The sequence below is a fragment of the Dyadobacter sp. genome (genome assembly GCF_039919315.1).
Classification (GTDB): Bacteria; Bacteroidota; Bacteroidia; order Cytophagales; family Spirosomataceae; genus Dyadobacter.
The window spans coordinates 237518-256279 of sequence record NZ_JBDSFX010000102.1 but is presented as its reverse complement, the minus strand read 5'-3'; the positions used below and the strand labels follow the sequence as shown (position 1 = coordinate 256279).

The window sequence follows — 18762 nt, the reverse complement described above, 5'->3', positions numbered from 1 at the left end:
CATTTTTAAATCAAATTGGCAACAAAACCTTCTAATCAAGGCTTATTTGAATTACTTCGTAACAGTACTTTTTAACTGAAGTCCTACGATAGCTGCTTTTTGTGTTGCACTATGTTTATTGGTGTCATTAGTTGCTTTTGCGTTTTGTGGCGCAGGGCTTTCCAAAACTGGAAGCGATGCTGGCAACGCTTTGTTCAAAACTGTAACCTTAACTTTCTCTTCAACTTTATATGTGGAGTTATTAGCGTTGGCATAAGTTGCGCTAGCGATTACCATCAAGGCTACGGCTAACATGTTTTTTGCATTTTTCATTGGTAATAGTGTTTATTGTTTTGTTCTTGTTCTTGTCTCTAATTGTGATACAAATATACTACAATATTCTGAATACAAACGTTCAGTGCCAGTAATAACAAAACTATATTCGGCCAAATTGGCCAAAAAATCATTAAAAACACACAAAGCAATGGTAAACAAAAATGGTATTATTTAAAGATACAAAATTTAAAAGTTACTTATTTTAACGATTTGTCGCTTAAAAAGATTTTGTTACGATAAGCGACCTTACTACCTTATTATTGTCCGTTGAGGAAGACTGTTATTAAATTTTACAATTGCCTTTGCTGACCAAATAATATTCGGAGTGTACAATACCAATAGGGAAATTCACCAAATTTTTCGCCCTGACACGTCTCTCACATCAAAAAATATTTTTAAAATTTTTTCAGAAAACCTTAAAATATTGAGTATTCGGTTGATTTTAACCGATTCGCATAGGATGTGGGATGCGGGAGACGGATCAATCGGCCCGCGGATTGCCCCGATCTGGTGCGATAGTTTCAATAAAAATCACAAACTTTGCCAACCTCAGTATCAGCAAAACCGGGTTTATCAAGCATGGCGGATCTCTGAGTAATGCCGTTTGTAAAGAATAATATGAAAGTTTGTATCGCTGAAAAGCCTAGTGTAGCAAAAGACATAGCGAATGTAATCGGAGCTAATCAGCGAAAGGACGGTTATTACGAAGGAAACGGATACCAGGTCACCTGGACATTCGGGCATTTCTGTACATTAAAAGAACCACACGACTACACGGAAAGATGGAAATCCTGGCGGCTGGAAGACCTGCCCATGATCCCATCCAGCTTCGGCATCAAGCTTATTGACAATCCGGGTGCCGTCAGGCAGTTTGGCGTGATCGAACATTTGATACAAGCCTGTGAAGAAGTGATTAATTGTGGTGACGCAGGCCAGGAAGGCGAGCTGATCCAGCGATGGGTGTTATTGAAAGCCAAATGTGCGGTGCCCGTGAAGCGGCTATGGATTTCGTCCCTGACAGAGCAGGCCATTCGCGAAGGTTTTGAGAAATTGAAGGATAGCGAGCAGTACAACAATTTATATGCTGCCGGAAGCGCACGGGCCATTGGCGACTGGTTATTGGGAATGAACGCCACGAGGCTCTTCACCAAGAAATTCGGGCAGGGAAAAGTAGTACTTTCAATAGGACGGGTACAGACCCCTACCCTCGCGCTCATTGTCCAGCGACAGAAAGAAATTGATGCATTCGTTTCCGAAGAATACTGGGAGTTAAAAACCATTTACCGGGAAACCGAATTTACCGCAACCATTGACCGGATGCGGAGCGCAGAGAAAGCCAATAAGGGACTCGCCTATCTGCTGCAACACGACTTTGAAATCACATCATTTGAGAAAAAGGAAGCCAAGGAAGGTAATCCAAGGCTTTTTGACCTGACTTCCCTGCAAGTTGAAGCAAACAAAAAATACGGTTATTCGGCAGAAGACACATTAAAACACATTCAAAATCTTTACGAGAAAAAATTTGTGACCTACCCCAGGGTCGATACTACTTACCTGTCCGAGGACCTGCACCCCAAGATTGAAGGAATCATGCGGGAACTGACTTACTACGCGCAGTACACTGCTTCCATTCTGGAAAAACCGATACCCAAATCCAAGACGGTATTTGATGATAAAAAAGTAACAGACCACCACGCCATTATTCCAACCGGCGTTTTACCGAACCATATCAGTCAGGATGAAAAACGCATTTATGATCTGATCGTCCGCCGGTTTATAGCCGCATTTTATCCTGAATGTAAGGTTTCCAACACCACTGTTTTGGGAAAAGTTGGGCAGGTTGAATTTAAAGCTACCGGAAAGCAGATATTGGAACCGGGCTGGCGGGCAGTTTATGCCAATGATGCCAGTGCGAAAAAGGAGGCCGCAGACGAGGAAAAAGTCATGCCCAATTTCGAGGTCGGAGAAACAGGGCCGCATGAGCCGCGTGTGCATCAGGGAAAAACGACTCCACCGAAAGCCTACACGGAGGCAACATTGCTGCGCGCAATGGAAACCGCCGGAAGACAGGTAGAAGACGAAGAAATGCGCGAGCTCTTGAAGGACAATGGCATAGGCCGACCTTCCACCCGCGCCAACATCATTGAAACGCTCTTCAAACGCAGGTACATTGAGAAAAAGAAGAAAAATATCTTCGCTACTCAAACCGGCATGGATCTGATTGATACCATTCAAAATGAGTTATTGAAAAGTGCGGAATTGACCGGAAACTGGGAGCGCAAGCTTCGGCTAATCGAAAAAGGTGAATATGAAATGGAAACCTTCAAACAGGAGCTCATTCAAATGGTGGTCGACCTCACTCAGGAAGTAAAAAGTAACCGTACCCGGGCGATCACGATTGCAGAAGAAGTACCCGTTGAAAAAGAGGAAAAATTAAAAAAGGAGGCCAAACCCAAAGAGCCAAAAGAAGAAATCTCCATAGAAACCCTCACCTGCCCCAAATGCAAGCAACATTTGCTCAAAAAGGGAAAAACGGCTTATGGCTGCGCGAATTTCCAGGTATGCGGTTTTAAGATACCCTTCGAGTTTTTGGGTAAAAAACTGACCGACAAGAATGTGTTCGACCTGCTGAGCAAAGGCAAAACCACTAAAATAAAAGGCCTGCAAATTCCGGGAAACCCAGAAACGATCGACGCCAAACTAATCATGAATGGCGAATTCAATTTTGAAGTCGGCAGCTAATGCCTCACATTGCCGTATTAGGCGTTTCAATGGAAGGCAAGTGAAACGAAATGCCTGATATCTGACATAACGCAATAAACTCGGAAAGGCTGGGAATACCTTTTTGGTTAATAAAATGATCAGCAGATTTTTCCGAAATACCTGCTTCCTGCAAAGCATTTGCCAGGTTCAATCCTTTCGCTTCAATAATTTGTAAAATTTCCGTAACCAGCTCGCGCGCCCGGTCTTCATATATGGTCGTAGTCATTGCAGTAATCCATTTGGTTACCTTACTTCGAACAAAACTATGCCAGGCGGTTAAATGGCAAATAATCGCTGGCGTGACATTTGTGACCTGAAATTAATATATATGACAGCCAAATAGTGAATGAATAATCGCAGCCATTGGTTTAAAATGAATAACCTTTAACAAAAGTAACATGAGTTCCACAACAGAAAGTGCGGCTACATTCAAAGTCGGCGGGGATATTGAGGTCAACAGACTGGGATATGGCGGAATGCAGCTGACCGGCAAAGGAGTCTGGGGAGACGCGCCGGACAGGGAAATCGCAAAAAAAGTATTGCAGGCAGCCGTCGAATCCGGAGTGAATTTTATAGATACAGCCGATTCTTACGGCCCGCATACCAACGAAGTGCTCATCGCAGACGCTTTGCACCCTTATCCGAAAAATCTATTAATAGCCACAAAAGGCGGTTTTGAGAGAACAGGGCCCAATAAATGGGTGGTAAATGGCGCCCCCAAACACATTAAGGAAGCCATCGAAGGAAGCCTGAAACGTTTGAAAGTCGATGTGATCGATTTATGGCAGCTGCACCGTTTCGATTCCAAATTTCCTATTGCTGAAACGCTTGGCCCCGTGGTAGACGCTGTAAAAGCTGGTAAAATTCGCTATGTAGGTCTTTCGGAAGTGGACGTCAGCCAGATCGAGAGCGCTGAGAAGGTTACACCAATCGTATCTGTGCAAAACTTATATAACCTGGGCAGCAGGCAGTGGGAAAGTGTGCTGGACTACACCATTCAGCGTGGTATGGCATTTATCCCATGGTATCCGCTGGCTTCGGGGCCGGATAAATTAAAAAGCAAGATCACCAGTATTGCCGAAAAACACCAGGCTACCACTGCGCAGATTGCATTGGCCTGGCTGGCCAAACGTGCATCCAATATCTTGCTGATACCCGGTACAAGCTCGCTTGAACATTTGAATGAAAATTTGGGAGCAGCAAGCATTGAACTGTCTGACGAGGATTTTGCATCACTTTCTGAATAGTACCGACTCGCATTTAAGCAAAATGAAATGTTAACCTACCAAAATAAAGTTGTGATCGTGACCGGTGCAGGAAATGGCATTGGAAGCGTCATTACCGAACAATATGCTCGTCAGGGCGCGACCGTCGTGATGTGGGACCGTGATGCTAACGGGCTGCGAAAGATTCAGGCGAAACTGGAAAAGGAAGGGTTCAGGATCATATCCCGGGTAATAGACCTTACCGTTCCCGGCGACATTGTCCAGGCTGTGAAGGAAGAACACAACGAGTTGGGTAATATCGATGTGCTCATTAACAATGCCGGTCTTGGAAGAAATGATTCACCCTATAATCTTTCGGTGGAGGATTGGGACTATGTCATTAATACCAATCTGCGCGGTACATTTTTATGTGCGCGGGAAGTTGCAAAAGTGATGAGTATGGGCAAAAAAGGCTCAATTGTCAACATTGCTTCAACACGGGCACTCATGTCCGAGCCGAACACGGAAGCTTATGCGGCCTCCAAAGGTGGAATTCTGGCCCTCACACATGCACTTGCGATCTCGCTGGGGCCTGACAAGATCACGGTGAATGCAATCAGTCCGGGGTGGATTGAAACTGGTGATTATCAAAAACTGAAACCGACTGACCACATTCAGCATCCGGCAGGCCGCGTCGGAAAGCCCGAAGATATCGCGAGGGCGTGTCTCTACCTGACCGACCCTGCCAATGATTTCATTACAGGTATCAATCTGGTTATCGACGGGGGAATGACCCGCAAAATGATTTACGAAGAGTAGTTACTGCTTTTCCAGCTTTTTCAACTCGGCTTGCAGGTAGGACTTGGGCAACCATTTACTACCGATCATCACGCCCTCAATATTTTTCGTCTGGCTGATATCTTCCAAGGGATTGCCATTCAAAAGCACCAGATCGGATACATTACCGGTTTTAATCACTCCTGAATCAACCTTTTTGAGATAGTCGGCCACATTCACGGTTCCGGTTTGCAATGCTTCAAATGGCGTGAGTCCTGCCAGTGTCAAATACTTCAATTCGTGATGCGTGGCAAAGCCGGGTACATTCAAGACCTGTGGCGCATCGCAACCAAGCATGAGTTGTACGCCCCCTTTTTGGCAAGCCAGGATCAGTTTCCTGTGAATATTGACAAAAGCCTCGGCGTGTTCTTTACTGAATTTCGCATTGTTAGCGTAGCCATTTTTTGCATTCATCCAGTTTTTTACATCTTCCGGTTTCATGTATTTCAAATCCGGATCCTTCTCGTAAGTACTGGCTGGCAGCGGTGACAACCAGCGCTCCGCAATGGCTTGTGTAGGCACTACCCTGATATTTTTCTCTTTTAATGCTTTTACCAGTGCAGGAATTCTGGTAGTATCAACAGAGTAGGCAATCCAGGTTCCGAAAAGACCGGTTTCCTGCTCCGCAAGCGTATCAATGCCCGGCGTGATCGCTTCCACAAAACCGTCCAAGTGATCAATGGAAGAATAACCGGCATCAATCGCAGCCCAAACTCCCACACTGAACGAAACGTGCCCGACCATGCCGATACCCAGTTCCTTGGAGGTTTTGGCGATACCGGGGAATGTTTCTTTCGTCAGACCGGGAAGCAACTTCAAGTAGTCGTATCCGGCAGCTTTTTCTTCTTGAACCAGTTCAATTCCTCTCGCCGCTGTTTTCACAGTCTGGCCGCTGAATGCAGGGCCGGTGGTGTAAAAATTAGGGCCGAGGATTACTCCTTTCCTAACCTTATCTCTTAATTCCAGATGCTTCGCGTTACCCAGCATACCGCGGATCGTCGTGATCCCGTTGGCAAGGTAGAGCATGAGTACCTCTTTCATAGGCCCAAGATCGTCCACGGCCGGCACGTGCGCATGCATTTCCGACCAGCCAGGCGTCAGGTACTTGCCCTTCGCGTTCACGATCAGCGCATTCTTTCCGTATTTTACCTTGGAACTTTCGCCCAAAGCTGTAATCCGTCCGCTCTTAACAACCACCGTCTGATCCTTCAGAACCGTCTCCCGGTCCATTGGAATTACATTGACAGAGGTGAAAACGATCTCCCGATCAGCATTACTGACAAGCTCCTGTCCGCAGGCTGTGCCTGCGAGGAGAATGCCGAAAATCAAACTCAGTTTCATAGTGAGATGGATTAAGTGAGCGGACGGATATTGATGGATTTTTAGCTCAGCGTAGCTACATTCTGCGCATTTTTCTGCGCTTTCAACGCCAGTTCCGTAGCCAGAAAACAATGTTCCTGCGACATCGCTGTCTCAGTTCGGTTCAGTACATCGTCCACAAGCTGGCGGCCATACGGCAATTCGGTCTTGCTGCAATCAATGTATTGTGTGTCTTTATTATTAACCAGGAAAAGGTGGTTTCCTCCTTCCCTGCCGGCTATGTCAATGTTTTTACGAATTTCAATGTAACCTTCCGTTCCCAGTACAGTCAAACGTCCATCTCCCCAGGTTTTAAGGCCATCTGGCGTAAACCAATCGACACGAATGTAGCCTGCTCCTCCGTTTCCTCTCAGCATTGTATCCCCAAAATCCTCGAATTTAGGATATTGAGGATGATTTACATTCCCCACCTGAGAAGCAACGATTTCCGCTTTGGTAGATCCCGTGAAAAACAGGAACTGGTCAAACTGGTGCGAAGCAATGTCGCATATAATACCGCCGAAGCGTTTTTTATCAAAAAACCATTCTGGCCTCGTGCTACCACTCATGCGGTGCGGCCCCAGCCCGATGGTCTGTACAACCTTCCCGATCGCCCCTTCCTTAATCAGCTCGCCGGCCTTGATGGTCGCGCGGTTTTCCAGGCGCTCGCTGTACATAATCGAATAGATACGCTTGGTCTCCTTCTGAACCTTCCTCACTTGTGCGAGCTGTTCCAGCGAAGTGATACCAGGCTTGTCAACCATATAGTCCTTTCCGCTCTTCATCACTCTCACACCCAATGGAGCGCGTTCGTCAGGGATACCCGAGCTCAATATCAGCTGAATGGATTTGTCTCCCAGAATTTCCGCCTCGCTCTGTGCTTGCTTCACGTTCGGGTAGCGTTTTGCAAATGCAGCCGCCAGGTCTGCTTCTTTGGCATAAAACGAAATCAGTTCGCCACCACCTCTGGTCACTGCTTCGACCTGACCGTAAATGTGGCCGTGGTTAATGCCGATCACAGAAAATTTAATTCTTGGCGGCATCGCCACCGCTGGAACCAGTTCAGTCGTTTCGGCAGGTACCGAAGCTAACACTTCATTGCTTAATACCGGTATCATCATTAGGCTGGCGGCGGTACCCACCGAATTTTTGATAAACTGACGGCGGTTATCCTGTGACTCTTTCATTGCAAGATTGGGAATATGATGGTTACTTAGTAAAGCACAAATTCTGAATATATAATGTGCTTTTGATAAGACATCATTATAAATGTCTCTCCCTTACAAATGTGGCGCTACAAACATTTATTTGTTCCCTACGGAGATACCGAAAGTTACCCGCGAGTCATTTCTTTTACGGGACGACTCGACCACGCTTTCGTAGGAGTTTTCAAAACTGGTGCGCAATGTGACCCATTTGTTGAGTGGGAGTTCCACCGACAATATCGTGTTCCAGCGCAGATTGGACAAGTCATTCAATGCAGGCTGAATGAATGTGAGGTGATTAAAACGGATCTTATCCTGCATCACGGAATGTTTTCCCTTGATTCTGAAAGAATTACGAATGGTCGTAACGGTCGAGATCTCCCTGAAATTCGTCGATTCGTAGAGAATGGCATTGGTCAGGCTCAGGTCGTTGTTTTTGGTTTTCACAACACGGTAACCGATCCCCGCACCTGCCATTTGCCTCAGATCGATTCTGCGTAAATTGCTCGTTTCTAATACACCCAGACCAAATACATAAGTCCTTCTTTTTTTAAAGAAGTCGACAAACAAATCGAGGTAACTATCCCTTTCAGCCAGTACGCCGTTCTGCTTTCCATAGGTGAACCTGGGATTGGTTGCCATATTGATGACCGGGCCGCTGAATAAGACTTCCGCCCTCAGTACCACCAGGCTGCGGTTCACATTACCCCGGGTGAAATTTCCGTCACCAATAAAACGGTACTTCACCGTATCGATCACAACATGTGACGGCGCGGGTGCCGTGTCGGATTTCACCACTTTGGCGGAATCCACAGATGCTGCTTTGAGCGAGTCAGCCGCTGTTTGAGCAAAAGCCGTTGAGACAGAAACAGAAAAAAGAAAAGCGGAAAGCTTTAAAAAACAGTGGCAGGTCAATTTTTTCATTAACGCGGTTTTGCAAAATAATAATGCCAAAACAGACTTGGTAAGTCTTAGAGACTTGCCAAGTCTAATTGCATTACTTCTCTATTGCCTTCACTTTTCCTAATCTGCGCATGTGTCTTTCCGCACCGGTAAACTCAGCATTCAAAAACGCCTCCACCAATTCCTGCGCGGCCATATTGCCGGTCACCCGACCTCCCAGACAAAGCAAATTCAAGTCATCGTCCTCCACTCCCTGATGTGCCGAGAAGTGATCGTTGATTAAAGCTGCGCGAACGCCGGACACCTTGTTGGCTGCTACTGAGGCTCCTACCCCGCTTCCGCAAACTGCAATGCCCCGCTCCACATCCTTACTGACAACTGCCTGAGCCAATGGAATAACAAAATCCGGGTAATCGTCCTGGTTATCCAGCTTAAAAGCGCCAAAATCCTCAATGCTATGCCCTTTTTTTTCCAAAAAAGATTTTAAGAATTCTTTTAACTCGTATCCTCCGTGATCCGCTGCTAGTCCGATTTTCATTTGGGTAAAATTTTAATTTGGAGTAATCTGTAAAATGCCTCTATGGTTCCGATTGCGGGCAATTTCGTTATTTTTATCAAATTATCGGCACCAAGTCTATGTTGATTTCTGCGCCGTTCAGCAATTGTTGACTATTTTGCCAAATGAAAAAGAATGAGCCGACGGAAGCCGTAATCACAGGACTGCACAATTTTACATTTTCCGATTTTAACCTATCCGACCTTTCTACAACCCATATTTTGCAAAACAGCGCTGAACTGCCGGAATCAGGCAGGCGGGGCTTTTTTGAGATACAACCCACTGATATTGACGTCAACTTCGGCCAATTCCAGATCCCTAGTTCGTTAACAGAATCATTGAAAGTAGTCGTGCGGCAAAATGCTCAGGCTGTAACATTGTACTGCGAATGCAATACCCCCAAGAAGAAACTTTGTGAGCATCAGATACAAGTCCTGTATAACCTGTTGAACCGAAAAGACCTGCGCGCATTCTTTGACCAAAAGTTGAGGTTTGAAAAAATAAGACAAGTCGCATTGGATTATGGCTTGGAAAACGAGCCTGATCCGGATGAGTATTTCAAGATGGAATACAGTAACCGCGAGCTGCTAATTAAGCCCAAAATGAAGGAACTTATTCCTATAAACCAGTCGTCGGTTGCCTTTTTTCAGGATCAGTTAATCGCAAAACCTACTTTTGACATCCCGGGCGCAAAAGCAACTTCCGAATACTCCAAAACCATCGTGGTACTGGGGCAAAACAAATATTACGACCATTTTTACCTCGAACTCTACGATGCTCAGGTCACCAAGGATGGAAAGCTAAAAAACCCGCTCACGGCTCAGAATCCATTGGAAACCGTGTGGCAGATGGACAATACTAACACTGTTAAATTTCATACAGCTGTTTCTGCATTCCAAAACAACTTTCGTAAAAAGAAAACAGATACAGACATTGCCGGCCTGAAATCCATTGTCAGAAACCCGCTTGACCTGGACTTTTACTACCATAACCCCAACGTTTCAGAGAACATTAGTGCCGCATCATTGGTACCGGTCAAATTGGAACAGTCAGCCATTGACATGCAGCTTACCATTGCGCAGAAAGACCAGTTTTTCCAGATCTCAGGTCACCTAGTACTCGACGGTGTGCATCTGGATCTTGAAAGGGTCAGGCTGGTTTACGACTATTTTGTGCTATACCTGGATTCGCTCTACCTGATCGATCAGGAGGAAATTCTCAAAACCATTGCGTTTTTCAGGCAGCACAATCAGAAAATTTTCATTCACAAAACCAAGTTTGAGGAGTTCAGGAAAAACCTGCTCTCCAAAATAGAGCACAAAATCGGGATCACTTATTCGTTCCTGAAACCTGCCACACCCGAGCAAAAAGAAGAACAGGGTTTTAATCAGGAAACCCAAAAACTCATTTACCTGGAAGACGTAGGTAATTATGTCATGATCACGCCAGTGATGAAATACGGCGACGTAGAAGTGCCGGTTTTTTCAAGAAAACAGATCTACTCCGTTGACAATCAAGGCTTTCCTTTCACAGTAGAAAGAGACACCGATACCGAAATCCGTTTCAGCAGCACATTGATCCGGCAACATCCTGACTTTGAAGAACAGTTGGGCAGGGAATTTTTCTACCTGCATCGTGAAAGGTTTTTGAGCGAAGACTGGTTTCCCGCCATTTTCGAAGAATGGAGAGACGAGGGCATTACCATACTAGGCTTCAATACACTCACCAAGAACAGATTAAATCCGAACCGAGCCAAAATATCCGTACACGTCGCCAGTGGGATCAACTGGTTCAATACCACTGCCAATGTCAAGTTTGGCAGCCAGAAGGTGACGCTAAAACATTTACATAAGGCTGTTAAGAATCGAAACAAGTATGTCGAACTCGGCGACGGCACATTGGGAATACTGCCAGAGGAATGGATTGAGAAATTTGCCAAATTCTTCGAAGCGGGTGAAATAGCCGGCGAGATGATCCAAACACCAAAAATCAATTTCGTTTCCGTAGCGGAAATGTACGAAGCCGGGGCATTGGCTCAGGATGTACAGGAACAGATCACATTTTATCAGTCTGCATTCGCCAGTTTCGACACCATTAAACCTATTAAAGTCCCAAAGGCGCTGAAAGCCAAATTGCGAAAATACCAGAAAGAAGGCCTTAATTGGCTTAATTTTCTGGATGATTTCGGCTTCGGTGGCTGCCTGGCTGATGATATGGGTCTGGGAAAGACGGTGCAGGTGATTGCATTTTTATTGTCTCAAAGAGAAAAAGAAGTCCGCAATACCAACCTGATCATCGTGCCTACCTCGCTGATTTTCAACTGGGAGGCAGAGGTACAGAAATTTGCACCGGACCTGAAAATCCTGACGGTTTATGGTTCAGGAAGAGTAAAAGAAATCACTGATTTTGATCGGTACGAGTTGATCCTGACCTCTTACGGCACATTGCTTTCTGACGTTAATTTTCTTAGAAAATATCAATTCAACTACATTATTCTCGACGAATCGCAGGCCATTAAAAACCCGGAATCGCAGCGCTACAAGGCTGCGCGCCTGCTGCAATCGCGCAACAAGCTGGTACTGACGGGTACGCCCGTTGAAAACAACACATTTGATCTGTATGGGCAGCTTTCTTTTGCCTGCCCGGGTTTACTGGGCAACAAAACGCAGTTCCGAAACCATTTCTCTATTCCTATCGATCGTTTCAAAGACAATGAGCGGGCGAGAGAGCTGCAAAAAAGGATTAACCCATTTATTTTAAGAAGGACCAAAAAACAGGTCGCTACCGAACTTCCTGACAAAACCGAAATGGTGATCTATTGCGAAATGGGTACCGAGCAGCGGAAGGTTTACAATGCTTACGAGCTGGAATTTTATACTTTTCTCAACACGCGCAATGAAGTGGATATCCCCAGGGATGCGCTCCATATTCTGCAAGGACTCACCAAATTGCGCCAGATATGTAACTCGCCGGCCCTGTTGAATGATGATCTTTTTTATGGAAATGATTCCTCGAAAATTGATACGCTCATTGAACAGATCGAAAGCAAATCTCCCCAGCATAAAATCTTGGTTTTCTCTCAGTTCGTATCCATGCTGGACCTGATCCGGCCAGAATTAAAAAAGAGAGGCATCGCCTACGAGTATCTGACCGGCCAAACGCGTGACCGGGCTGCTCGTGTCGAAAACTTTCAGAACAATGCGGACGTACGGGTATTTCTGATCAGCCTGAAAGCAGGCGGCACGGGACTAAACCTCACCGAAGCCGACTATGTGTACCTGATCGACCCGTGGTGGAACCCAGCCGTTGAAAATCAGGCCATTGACCGCAGTTACCGGATCGGGCAGAAGAAAAATGTAATCGCTGTGAGACTGATCTGCCCGGGTACCATTGAAGAAAAGATCATGGAATTGCAGGAATCGAAAAAAGACCTGGCCAATGACTTGGTCAAAACGGATAGTTCGATACTGAAAACGCTGACAAAGAATGACCTACTGGGGTTAGTAGCGCGGTTTTAATCAATCCAGATTCTTGCTGATCTCGTTAATAAGGTACTCTTTCGGGTCATTAAAATACTCCCAAAAGAATATTCCGGCCAACTTGTTCTCTTTCACATACTCACATTTCAGCTTGATGGATTCTTCATCCTCGTAAGTGATAAATATCCGGGTGGAATCATTGAACAGGTAAGGTGCCTTTGCTTTCTCGTCGTAATATTTCTTATAGCCGCTCTGATCTATCAGAGTGTCTTTCAGCTTGGTATACCCTCCGCCCTGAACTGATTTAACGCGTTTTTGACCCAAACCGTGGTTATTAGTTGTCTCAGCTTCAACTCCTTTTCCGTAAAAAGCTGCTCCCAGAACGATTTTGTTGGCAGGTACACCGGCAGCCATGAAGCTCTTCACGGATTTGTCAGCCGACGACGACTCGCCATCACTGTAAAGATTAGTATGATGGCCCACTGTTCCATTCCGCCCGCCATAGTCGTAGGTCATGATGAATATATAATCGGTATAGCGCTGCACAAGGCCCATTTCAGTATTATCTACGAATGATTGTGACCCACCGACCGCAGTGGTCAGCTGAAATTTGCGTCCCTTTTCTTTTTCCAATATATCCAGCTCCTGACGAATGGCTTTGAACATTAATGTAAAATTCTGCTTGTCCTCCGGTCTGAAAATATTCCCTTCTTCACCGCGCATCGCCGGGTATTCCCAGTCAATATCCACGCCGTCGAGGTTGAACTGGCGGATTATGTCGACGCTCGATTTGGCGAATTTCTGTCTGGAAGTTTCGGTAAGTACGGCATCAGAAAAATTCTCGCTCCATGCCCAACCGCCAATCGAAATCAGGATTTTGAGATCCGGGTTCTTTAATTTTAATGCATTGAGTTTTCTGAAATTGGTCGAATCCGTAGCCAGATTAGTGAGTACTGCAAGGCTGTCCTTGACATTCACGAATGCGTAGTTAATGTGCGTCAGCTTATCAGCGTCGATTTCCTCTGTATTAACCAAACCCCGAAAACCTCCCACATAGCCGTTGACAATGTATTTTTTCTTGATTTGTCCCAAACTGAATGAGGAACTGACCACGCATAGCATGAGCAGAATAAACAGAGGTTTACGCGAGAGTTTCATGCGCCAGGATTTAGGTTGAATTTAGTAAAGCGCTATTTTTCTGGTAATTACTTCTTTGTCTTTGCGAATGACGACAATGTATATCCCGGCATGCAAAATGCTCAGATCGGTTTGCGAAAACTGACCAATTCTTGCGGTTTTTCTTTCAGTACCGCTGAGATCATAGAGGTGAAGCGAAGCAGGAATGTTGTTTTTCAGATTCGAAATCAACGTTTTCCCGGATACATAGATCAGGTTGCCGTCTTCTGCGGGTTCCGTTGAAGTAATGATGGATGCAGCACGAACGATAGCGACCAAACTGTAAGGAGAACTTCCGCCTGCATTCACAGCCTTGATGCGGTAATAGTAATCATCGGTCGCAAGTGCTTCTTTATCTTCATACTGGATCACGCTCGCAGCCTGTTTGTGGATCTGAACAAACTGCGCATCCGAACCCTTGGAACGCTCTATCAGTACCTCGGCCGCGTTGCCTGTCAACGCGGACCAGCGCAACTGTATGAGATTTTTCGCCAGCGGAACTGCTGTAAAATTGATAGGCTGATCAGGGACAGGGATATTTTGGGTAGTAACCGAGATGATGTTACTATACGACGACACTCCGGCTGTATTCAGCGCTCTCACCCTGTAATAATAAGTAGTAGCGGTGCCAAGGCCTGTATTTTGGTAAGTAATCACATTGGCTGTCAGATCAGCGATTTTGGCAAATGCAGCGCCGTTTAATGACCTTTCCAATTGAAAACCTGTCTCATCCGTAGCATTGTCAATCCAGTTCACATTGATCTGGCTGATGGACACAGCGATACCTGCCAGGCCGGACGGTGCTTTTGGAATAGTGATTAGCGGCGGTTTGGTTGTAGCAGTAGCAATGTTGGAATAAGCTGAAAACCCGGATGCATTCTTGGCGCGAACCCGGTACCAATATGGCGTTGCAGCCGTGAGTCCCGTGCTTTGATACATGACAATATTGGCCGCTGGGGCTGCAATTTTTACAAAAGTCTTTCCATCTGTCGAGCTTTCTACTTCAAATCCCGTTTCGTCCAGTGACGCATCCACCCAGGTCAGTGTAATTTCTGAGGGAGAAAATGCGACTGCTTTCAATGTTTGCGGCACTTTCGGAATGGCAAGAGGAGCTGCCTGGCATGGAAGGAGCAAGAGAAAAAATAAGGCGTTCAAAAAGTAAAAAGCAGGCAGGGTAAAACTATTCCTCATAAAATTTAGAAATTCACAAAAAGCAAAAGTATGGGTTATAAAATAAAGCCACAATCAAGTTACAGCCATCCGCGTCGCTTAAACCAGACATAAATACCCAAGGTGATGGCGCCCATCACGATCATCACACCCGGGTAGCCCAGCCTGAGCCTGAGCTCGGGCATATAGTCAAAGTTCATCCCATAGATGCCCACAATGAAGGTCAGCGGCATGAAAAATACTGAAAATACGGTGAGTACCCTCACTATTTCATTGGTACGCTGTGAGGAAATGGAGAAATAGATCATCACCAGCTGGTTCATATTTTCGAAAAGTGTGTCATAGATATTAGAAAGCCTCACATATAGGTCCCGCGTGTCGCGCGTGAAGGTATTGCTGTGATTGGGCGCGTCCATCTTTTCGATGATGTCGTGGGAAAGCATAATGATCCTTCGGGTGACCTCTACTTTCCTGCGAAGATAATAAAGGCCTTCCAGCAGCGAGGCTTTGCGGTTTTTAAGGAACATGTTTTCCTCATAATATTCAATGTCGCGGGTTAGTTTGGCCGAGGGGCCGTCGAAGGTTGCCAGACAGCTTTTAACGATTTCATTCACCAGATGATGCGTGTTTTTACATTCATGCTGCGTGATCTGTTTATCTTTAATGGACTCCGGCCCTGACCATGGCTTTTTATGAAGTGTTACTACTGTCTGAGCATTCATAAAAATCGCCACCTTGTCGGTGAGTTCCGTGACTGTATCTGCCTCAGCTGATACGCATTCTGCATGAATCCTGAAAATGATGAAGGTATAGCTTCCAACGTCTTCGTACTTGGGTAAATGGTCGGTTTGCAACCAGTCCTTGATCGACGATTCATGCAAATCATATTTTTCGGTAATGCTTTTCAATTCTTCGTCATTGGGATCCAAGAGATCCAGCCATTCGAACGGATATTCGGATTTATCGGTAACAGTTTGAATCATAGGTTAATGATAGTGAAAATCTAACATCGTTAAATTGTGTAATACCGGCAACAAAGCTATTTATCCGGCTTGGCATCCATAATGAAGCGAAGAGATTGGTCTCTGGTAAAAAACAGCACCATCCAGTTGTAAAATGTTTTGACCTGATTGCGATAGCGGATCAATGAAAACAAATGCACTACCAACCACAGAAAGTACGCTATAAAACCCTTGAAATGCAAACCCGGCAGGTCCGCTACGGCCTTATTGATACCGATGATGGCCATCGTTCCTTTGTCTTTGTAATGAAAAGCTTCCAATGGTTTTGTATCCAGCATTAGCCCCATATTGCGCGCCAGGTTTTTCCCCTGCTGAATGGCTACCTGAGCCAGCTGCGGGTGTCCGTCGGGAAACTTTTCATCCGCATTCATCAGGCAAATGTCTCCCAAAGCAAAAATGTTGTCAAAGCCTATTACTTTATTAAAACCATCTACCAGTACACGCTTGCCTTTTCCAAGTGCGCTCTCTGGCAGCCCGGGAAGCTGGGTAGCCGTGACTCCCGACGTCCAGATCAATGTTTTAGTGTCAATGGTCCGGCCATTCGCCAATGTGACGACATCATTCTGATAGTCTTTAACAGTATGTTCCAGCAGCACATGAATGCCCAGTCTTTTAAGTTCTTCAAGCGTTTCCTGCTGTGATTTTTCGCTCATCGGCTTCAAAACCACGGGCAATGCATCCACGAGGTATATCTGCACCTCTTCCCGATCCAGCTCTGGGTAGTCTTTTTTGAAAATAGTACGGTGCATTTCCGCTAGCATCCCCGACACTTCCACACCTGTGGGCCCCGCTCCCGCTACTACGATCGACAGCAGTTTCTTACGCTCTTTCGCGTCCGTAGTTTTAGTGGCTTTTTCCTTATTGTTCAAAATGTGGTTTCTCAACGCCAATGCATCCTTAACGGTCTTCATTGGTACCGCATTCTTTTTCACGTTTTCCATTCCAAAGAAATTGCTCTCTGTGCCGGTTGCAAAAACCAGATAATCGTAATCTATGACACCACTTTCTGTCGCGATTTGTCTCTGGCTGGGAAACACCTCTTTGAAAGCGCCAAAACTGAAATGCAAATTGTCTTTATCCTGAAAAAACTTACGGAATGGGTAACTGATATTGGACGCTTCCAGAAAGCCGGTTGCCACCTGATATAGCAAGGGCGGAAAGAAATTGTAATTGTTTTTGTCGACCAGGGTGATCTGAAACCGCTTATCACCCGACAGCTTCTGAGCGAGGTTAATCCCTGCAAAACCTCCGCCAATGATGACTACTTTCTTTGATTCCATATATAGTGCTATTGATATCAGAAGCGACTAATATAATTGTGCCGCAAGCTTCCGGGGCATTTTCAATAGTCTATGGCATTCACTTTATATGCGTTGCCGTGTGAATTTTTTTACTCAGTTGCGCGATTAATACATTATTTCAAACATTCTCCAGGTCTCTGACGGTCGCTGAGACATTGGCATATGGTTTTTAAAAACACGGTTTTTCAAAATAACATCAACTAAACAAACGACGATATGAATTATGAAATGGATACGCGGGGACAAACGCAAAGTGTACAACCTGGGATAGAGCAAGTGATGGACCCGGCTCCTGTGATCATTCGGGAAAACTATAGGGGGAGCGGCAGGCTGCAAGATAAAGCCGCCCTCATTACCGGCGGGGACAGCGGAATAGGACGCGCCGTGGCTATACATTTTGCAAGGGAAGGTGCCAATGTTGCTATTGTTTATTTAGACGAAAATCAGGACGCTTCCGACACCAAAGCTTTGGTAGAAGCGGAAGGCAGGGCCTGCCTGTTGATACAAGGCGATATCAGAGACGAACAGTTTTGCAAAGATGCCGTTAGCCAGACCGTCAATGAATTCGGTAAACTAAATATTCTTGTCAATAATGCTGCCGAGCAACATCCCAAAGAAGATATCCGGGAAATATCCGCTGAACAGCTGCTTGATACATTCTCAACCAATATTTTCTCATTCTTCTATTTTACCCAGGCGGCTTTGCCTCATCTGGAAAAAGGAGACGCGATCATTAACACTACGTCAATCACTGCCTACCATGGCAGCCCGTCCTTACTCGACTACTCTTCTACCAAAGGTGCTATCGTAGCGTTTACCAGATCGCTGGCGGGAAGTTTGGCCGAACAGGGGATACGCGTGAATGCGGTGGCGCCGGGGCCGATCTGGACGCCATTGATCCCTTCTACCTTTGATGCCGAGCGGGTTGAAAAATTTGGGAAGGATACACCATTCAAACGACCAGGACAACCTGCGGAAGTGGCACCTTGCTATGTGTTTCTGGCTTGCGAAGATGCCTCGTATATGAGCGGACAGGTGCTGCATCCCAATGGCGGGCAGGTGATCAATGGATGATCAGGCGCGGGTTATCTGTCGGTATTTTGAAGGGCGACTTCAATGCTGTTGATTAGATTTAATTCGCGGTAAGGCTTGGTAAGGTACGCCGCCGGAGCAGTTTCCTCTGCGCGGCGTACCGTTTCATGGTCCATGTAGGCGGTGAGGTAAATAACGGGAATGCTGGCCAAATCCTTTATTTTCCAGGCCGTTTCAATGCCGTCCATATCGCCTTTGATGTTAATGTCCAGCAGTGCCAGGTCCACCGGTTCCCGGCTTATAAATTCCAAAGCTTCCTTGCCGTTGTCTGCAATGTAGGCCACCTCGTAGCCATGCTTTTCGAGAGTCTCTTCAAGTCCCATTGCCTGTATCCCTTCATCTTCCACGATGAGTATACGCACTTTTTTGCTTGTCATAT

General features: G+C 45.8%; 16 protein-coding genes. 5 read left to right on the top strand and 11 right to left on the bottom strand.

The genetic code is table 11. The features are described 5' to 3' along the window. Positions 1 to 51: 51 nt before the first annotated feature. A complete protein-coding gene (locus ABIO93_RS30645; protein WP_348073848.1) occupies positions 52 to 312 on the bottom strand; it encodes a hypothetical protein in 261 nt (86 codons plus the stop codon). A gap of 621 nt (positions 313 to 933) precedes the next feature. Between ABIO93_RS30645 and ABIO93_RS30640 the strand changes: the two genes are divergently transcribed. Further along, positions 934 to 3057 carry a DNA topoisomerase 3 gene (locus ABIO93_RS30640; RefSeq protein ID WP_348073847.1) on the top strand — a complete coding sequence of 708 codons (2124 nt, stop codon included), beginning with the start codon at positions 934 to 936 and terminating at the stop codon, positions 3055 to 3057. A gap of 4 nt (positions 3058 to 3061) precedes the next feature. Here ABIO93_RS30640 and ABIO93_RS30635 read toward each other — a convergent pair whose 3' ends face one another. Continuing rightward, a complete protein-coding gene (locus ABIO93_RS30635) occupies positions 3062 to 3304 on the bottom strand; it encodes a transcriptional regulator (protein WP_348073846.1) in 243 nt (80 codons plus the stop codon). Positions 3305 to 3476: 172 nt separating this feature from the next. On the opposite strand from ABIO93_RS30635, the gene ABIO93_RS30630 reads away from it, so the two are divergent. Further along, on the top strand, positions 3477 to 4325 hold the full coding sequence (locus ABIO93_RS30630) for an aldo/keto reductase (protein ID WP_348073845.1): 849 nt from the start codon (positions 3477 to 3479) through the stop codon (positions 4323 to 4325). A 27-nt stretch (positions 4326 to 4352) separates the two neighbouring features. After that, complete coding sequence (locus ABIO93_RS30625) at positions 4353 to 5102, top strand: SDR family oxidoreductase (protein WP_348073844.1); 750 nt, start codon at positions 4353 to 4355, stop codon at positions 5100 to 5102. On the opposite strand, the gene ABIO93_RS30620 is transcribed toward ABIO93_RS30625, so the two are convergent. The 4 genes from ABIO93_RS30620 to ABIO93_RS30605 form a co-directional block, all read right to left on the bottom strand. Further along, positions 5103 to 6461: an amidohydrolase family protein gene (locus tag ABIO93_RS30620; protein WP_348073843.1), complete on the bottom strand. Its 1359-nt coding sequence runs from the start codon at positions 6459 to 6461 to the stop codon at positions 5103 to 5105. 41 nt (positions 6462 to 6502) lie between these two features. Continuing rightward, on the bottom strand, positions 6503 to 7666 hold the full coding sequence (locus tag ABIO93_RS30615) for a Gfo/Idh/MocA family oxidoreductase (protein ID WP_348073842.1): 1164 nt from the start codon (positions 7664 to 7666) through the stop codon (positions 6503 to 6505). Positions 7667 to 7783: 117 nt separating this feature from the next. Further along, a complete protein-coding gene (locus ABIO93_RS30610) occupies positions 7784 to 8608 on the bottom strand; it encodes a DUF481 domain-containing protein (RefSeq protein WP_348073841.1) in 825 nt (274 codons plus the stop codon). Between the two features lie 73 nt (positions 8609 to 8681). Further along, positions 8682 to 9125 carry an RpiB/LacA/LacB family sugar-phosphate isomerase gene (locus tag ABIO93_RS30605; RefSeq protein WP_348073840.1) on the bottom strand — a complete coding sequence of 148 codons (444 nt, stop codon included), beginning with the start codon at positions 9123 to 9125 and terminating at the stop codon, positions 8682 to 8684. A gap of 143 nt (positions 9126 to 9268) precedes the next feature. On the opposite strand from ABIO93_RS30605, the gene ABIO93_RS30600 reads away from it, so the two are divergent. Then, positions 9269 to 12661 (top strand): SNF2-related protein, encoded by a 3393-nt coding sequence (locus ABIO93_RS30600; RefSeq protein ID WP_348073839.1) that lies wholly within the window; start codon positions 9269 to 9271, stop codon positions 12659 to 12661. On the opposite strand, the gene ABIO93_RS30595 is transcribed toward ABIO93_RS30600, so the two are convergent. From ABIO93_RS30595 to ABIO93_RS30580, 4 genes are read right to left on the bottom strand one after another with little or no spacing between them, the layout of a single operon-like run. Then, positions 12662 to 13780, bottom strand: coding sequence for a glycoside hydrolase family 18 protein (locus tag ABIO93_RS30595; protein ID WP_348073838.1), 1119 nt, complete (start codon positions 13778 to 13780; stop codon positions 12662 to 12664). A 21-nt stretch (positions 13781 to 13801) separates the two neighbouring features. Further along, positions 13802 to 14989, bottom strand: coding sequence for a T9SS type A sorting domain-containing protein (locus tag ABIO93_RS30590; protein ID WP_348073837.1), 1188 nt, complete (start codon positions 14987 to 14989; stop codon positions 13802 to 13804). Between the two features lie 59 nt (positions 14990 to 15048). Continuing rightward, a complete protein-coding gene (locus ABIO93_RS30585) occupies positions 15049 to 15951 on the bottom strand; it encodes a CorA family divalent cation transporter (RefSeq protein ID WP_348073836.1) in 903 nt (300 codons plus the stop codon). A 56-nt stretch (positions 15952 to 16007) separates the two neighbouring features. Continuing rightward, a complete protein-coding gene (locus ABIO93_RS30580; RefSeq protein WP_348073835.1) occupies positions 16008 to 17270 on the bottom strand; it encodes an NAD(P)/FAD-dependent oxidoreductase in 1263 nt (420 codons plus the stop codon). Between the two features lie 237 nt (positions 17271 to 17507). Between ABIO93_RS30580 and ABIO93_RS30575 the strand changes: the two genes are divergently transcribed. Continuing rightward, positions 17508 to 18365: an SDR family oxidoreductase gene (locus ABIO93_RS30575; protein ID WP_348073834.1), complete on the top strand. Its 858-nt coding sequence runs from the start codon at positions 17508 to 17510 to the stop codon at positions 18363 to 18365. Positions 18366 to 18376: 11 nt separating this feature from the next. Here ABIO93_RS30575 and ABIO93_RS30570 read toward each other — a convergent pair whose 3' ends face one another. Next, positions 18377 to 18760, bottom strand: coding sequence for a response regulator (locus tag ABIO93_RS30570; RefSeq protein WP_348073833.1), 384 nt, complete (start codon positions 18758 to 18760; stop codon positions 18377 to 18379). Between the last annotated feature and the right edge of the window lie 2 nt (positions 18761 to 18762).

Bases quoted from the DNA above. Each gene is read 5' to 3' on its own strand.
- ABIO93_RS30610 (WP_348073841.1), bottom strand. From the start codon at position 8,608: ATGAAAAAATTGACCTGCCACTGTTTTTTAAAGCTTTCCGCTTTTCTT.
- ABIO93_RS30605 (WP_348073840.1), bottom strand. From the start codon at position 9,125: ATGAAAATCGGACTAGCAGCGGATCACGGAGGATACGAGTTAAAAGAA.
- ABIO93_RS30630 (WP_348073845.1), top strand. From the start codon at position 3,477: ATGAGTTCCACAACAGAAAGTGCGGCTACATTCAAAGTCGGCGGGGAT.
- ABIO93_RS30645 (WP_348073848.1), bottom strand. From the start codon at position 312: ATGAAAAATGCAAAAAACATGTTAGCCGTAGCCTTGATGGTAATCGCT.
- ABIO93_RS30585 (WP_348073836.1), bottom strand. From the start codon at position 15,951: ATGATTCAAACTGTTACCGATAAATCCGAATATCCGTTCGAATGGCTG.
- ABIO93_RS30595 (WP_348073838.1), bottom strand. From the start codon at position 13,780: ATGAAACTCTCGCGTAAACCTCTGTTTATTCTGCTCATGCTATGCGTG.
- ABIO93_RS30625 (WP_348073844.1), top strand. From the start codon at position 4,353: ATGTTAACCTACCAAAATAAAGTTGTGATCGTGACCGGTGCAGGAAAT.
- ABIO93_RS30635 (WP_348073846.1), bottom strand. From the start codon at position 3,304: ATGACTACGACCATATATGAAGACCGGGCGCGCGAGCTGGTTACGGAA.
- ABIO93_RS30575 (WP_348073834.1), top strand. From the start codon at position 17,508: ATGAATTATGAAATGGATACGCGGGGACAAACGCAAAGTGTACAACCT.
- ABIO93_RS30620 (WP_348073843.1), bottom strand. From the start codon at position 6,461: ATGAAACTGAGTTTGATTTTCGGCATTCTCCTCGCAGGCACAGCCTGC.
- ABIO93_RS30600 (WP_348073839.1), top strand. From the start codon at position 9,269: ATGAAAAAGAATGAGCCGACGGAAGCCGTAATCACAGGACTGCACAAT.
- ABIO93_RS30590 (WP_348073837.1), bottom strand. From the start codon at position 14,989: ATGAGGAATAGTTTTACCCTGCCTGCTTTTTACTTTTTGAACGCCTTA.
- ABIO93_RS30615 (WP_348073842.1), bottom strand. From the start codon at position 7,666: ATGAAAGAGTCACAGGATAACCGCCGTCAGTTTATCAAAAATTCGGTG.
- ABIO93_RS30580 (WP_348073835.1), bottom strand. From the start codon at position 17,270: ATGGAATCAAAGAAAGTAGTCATCATTGGCGGAGGTTTTGCAGGGATT.
- ABIO93_RS30640 (WP_348073847.1), top strand. From the start codon at position 934: ATGAAAGTTTGTATCGCTGAAAAGCCTAGTGTAGCAAAAGACATAGCG.
- ABIO93_RS30570 (WP_348073833.1), bottom strand. From the start codon at position 18,760: ATGACAAGCAAAAAAGTGCGTATACTCATCGTGGAAGATGAAGGGATA.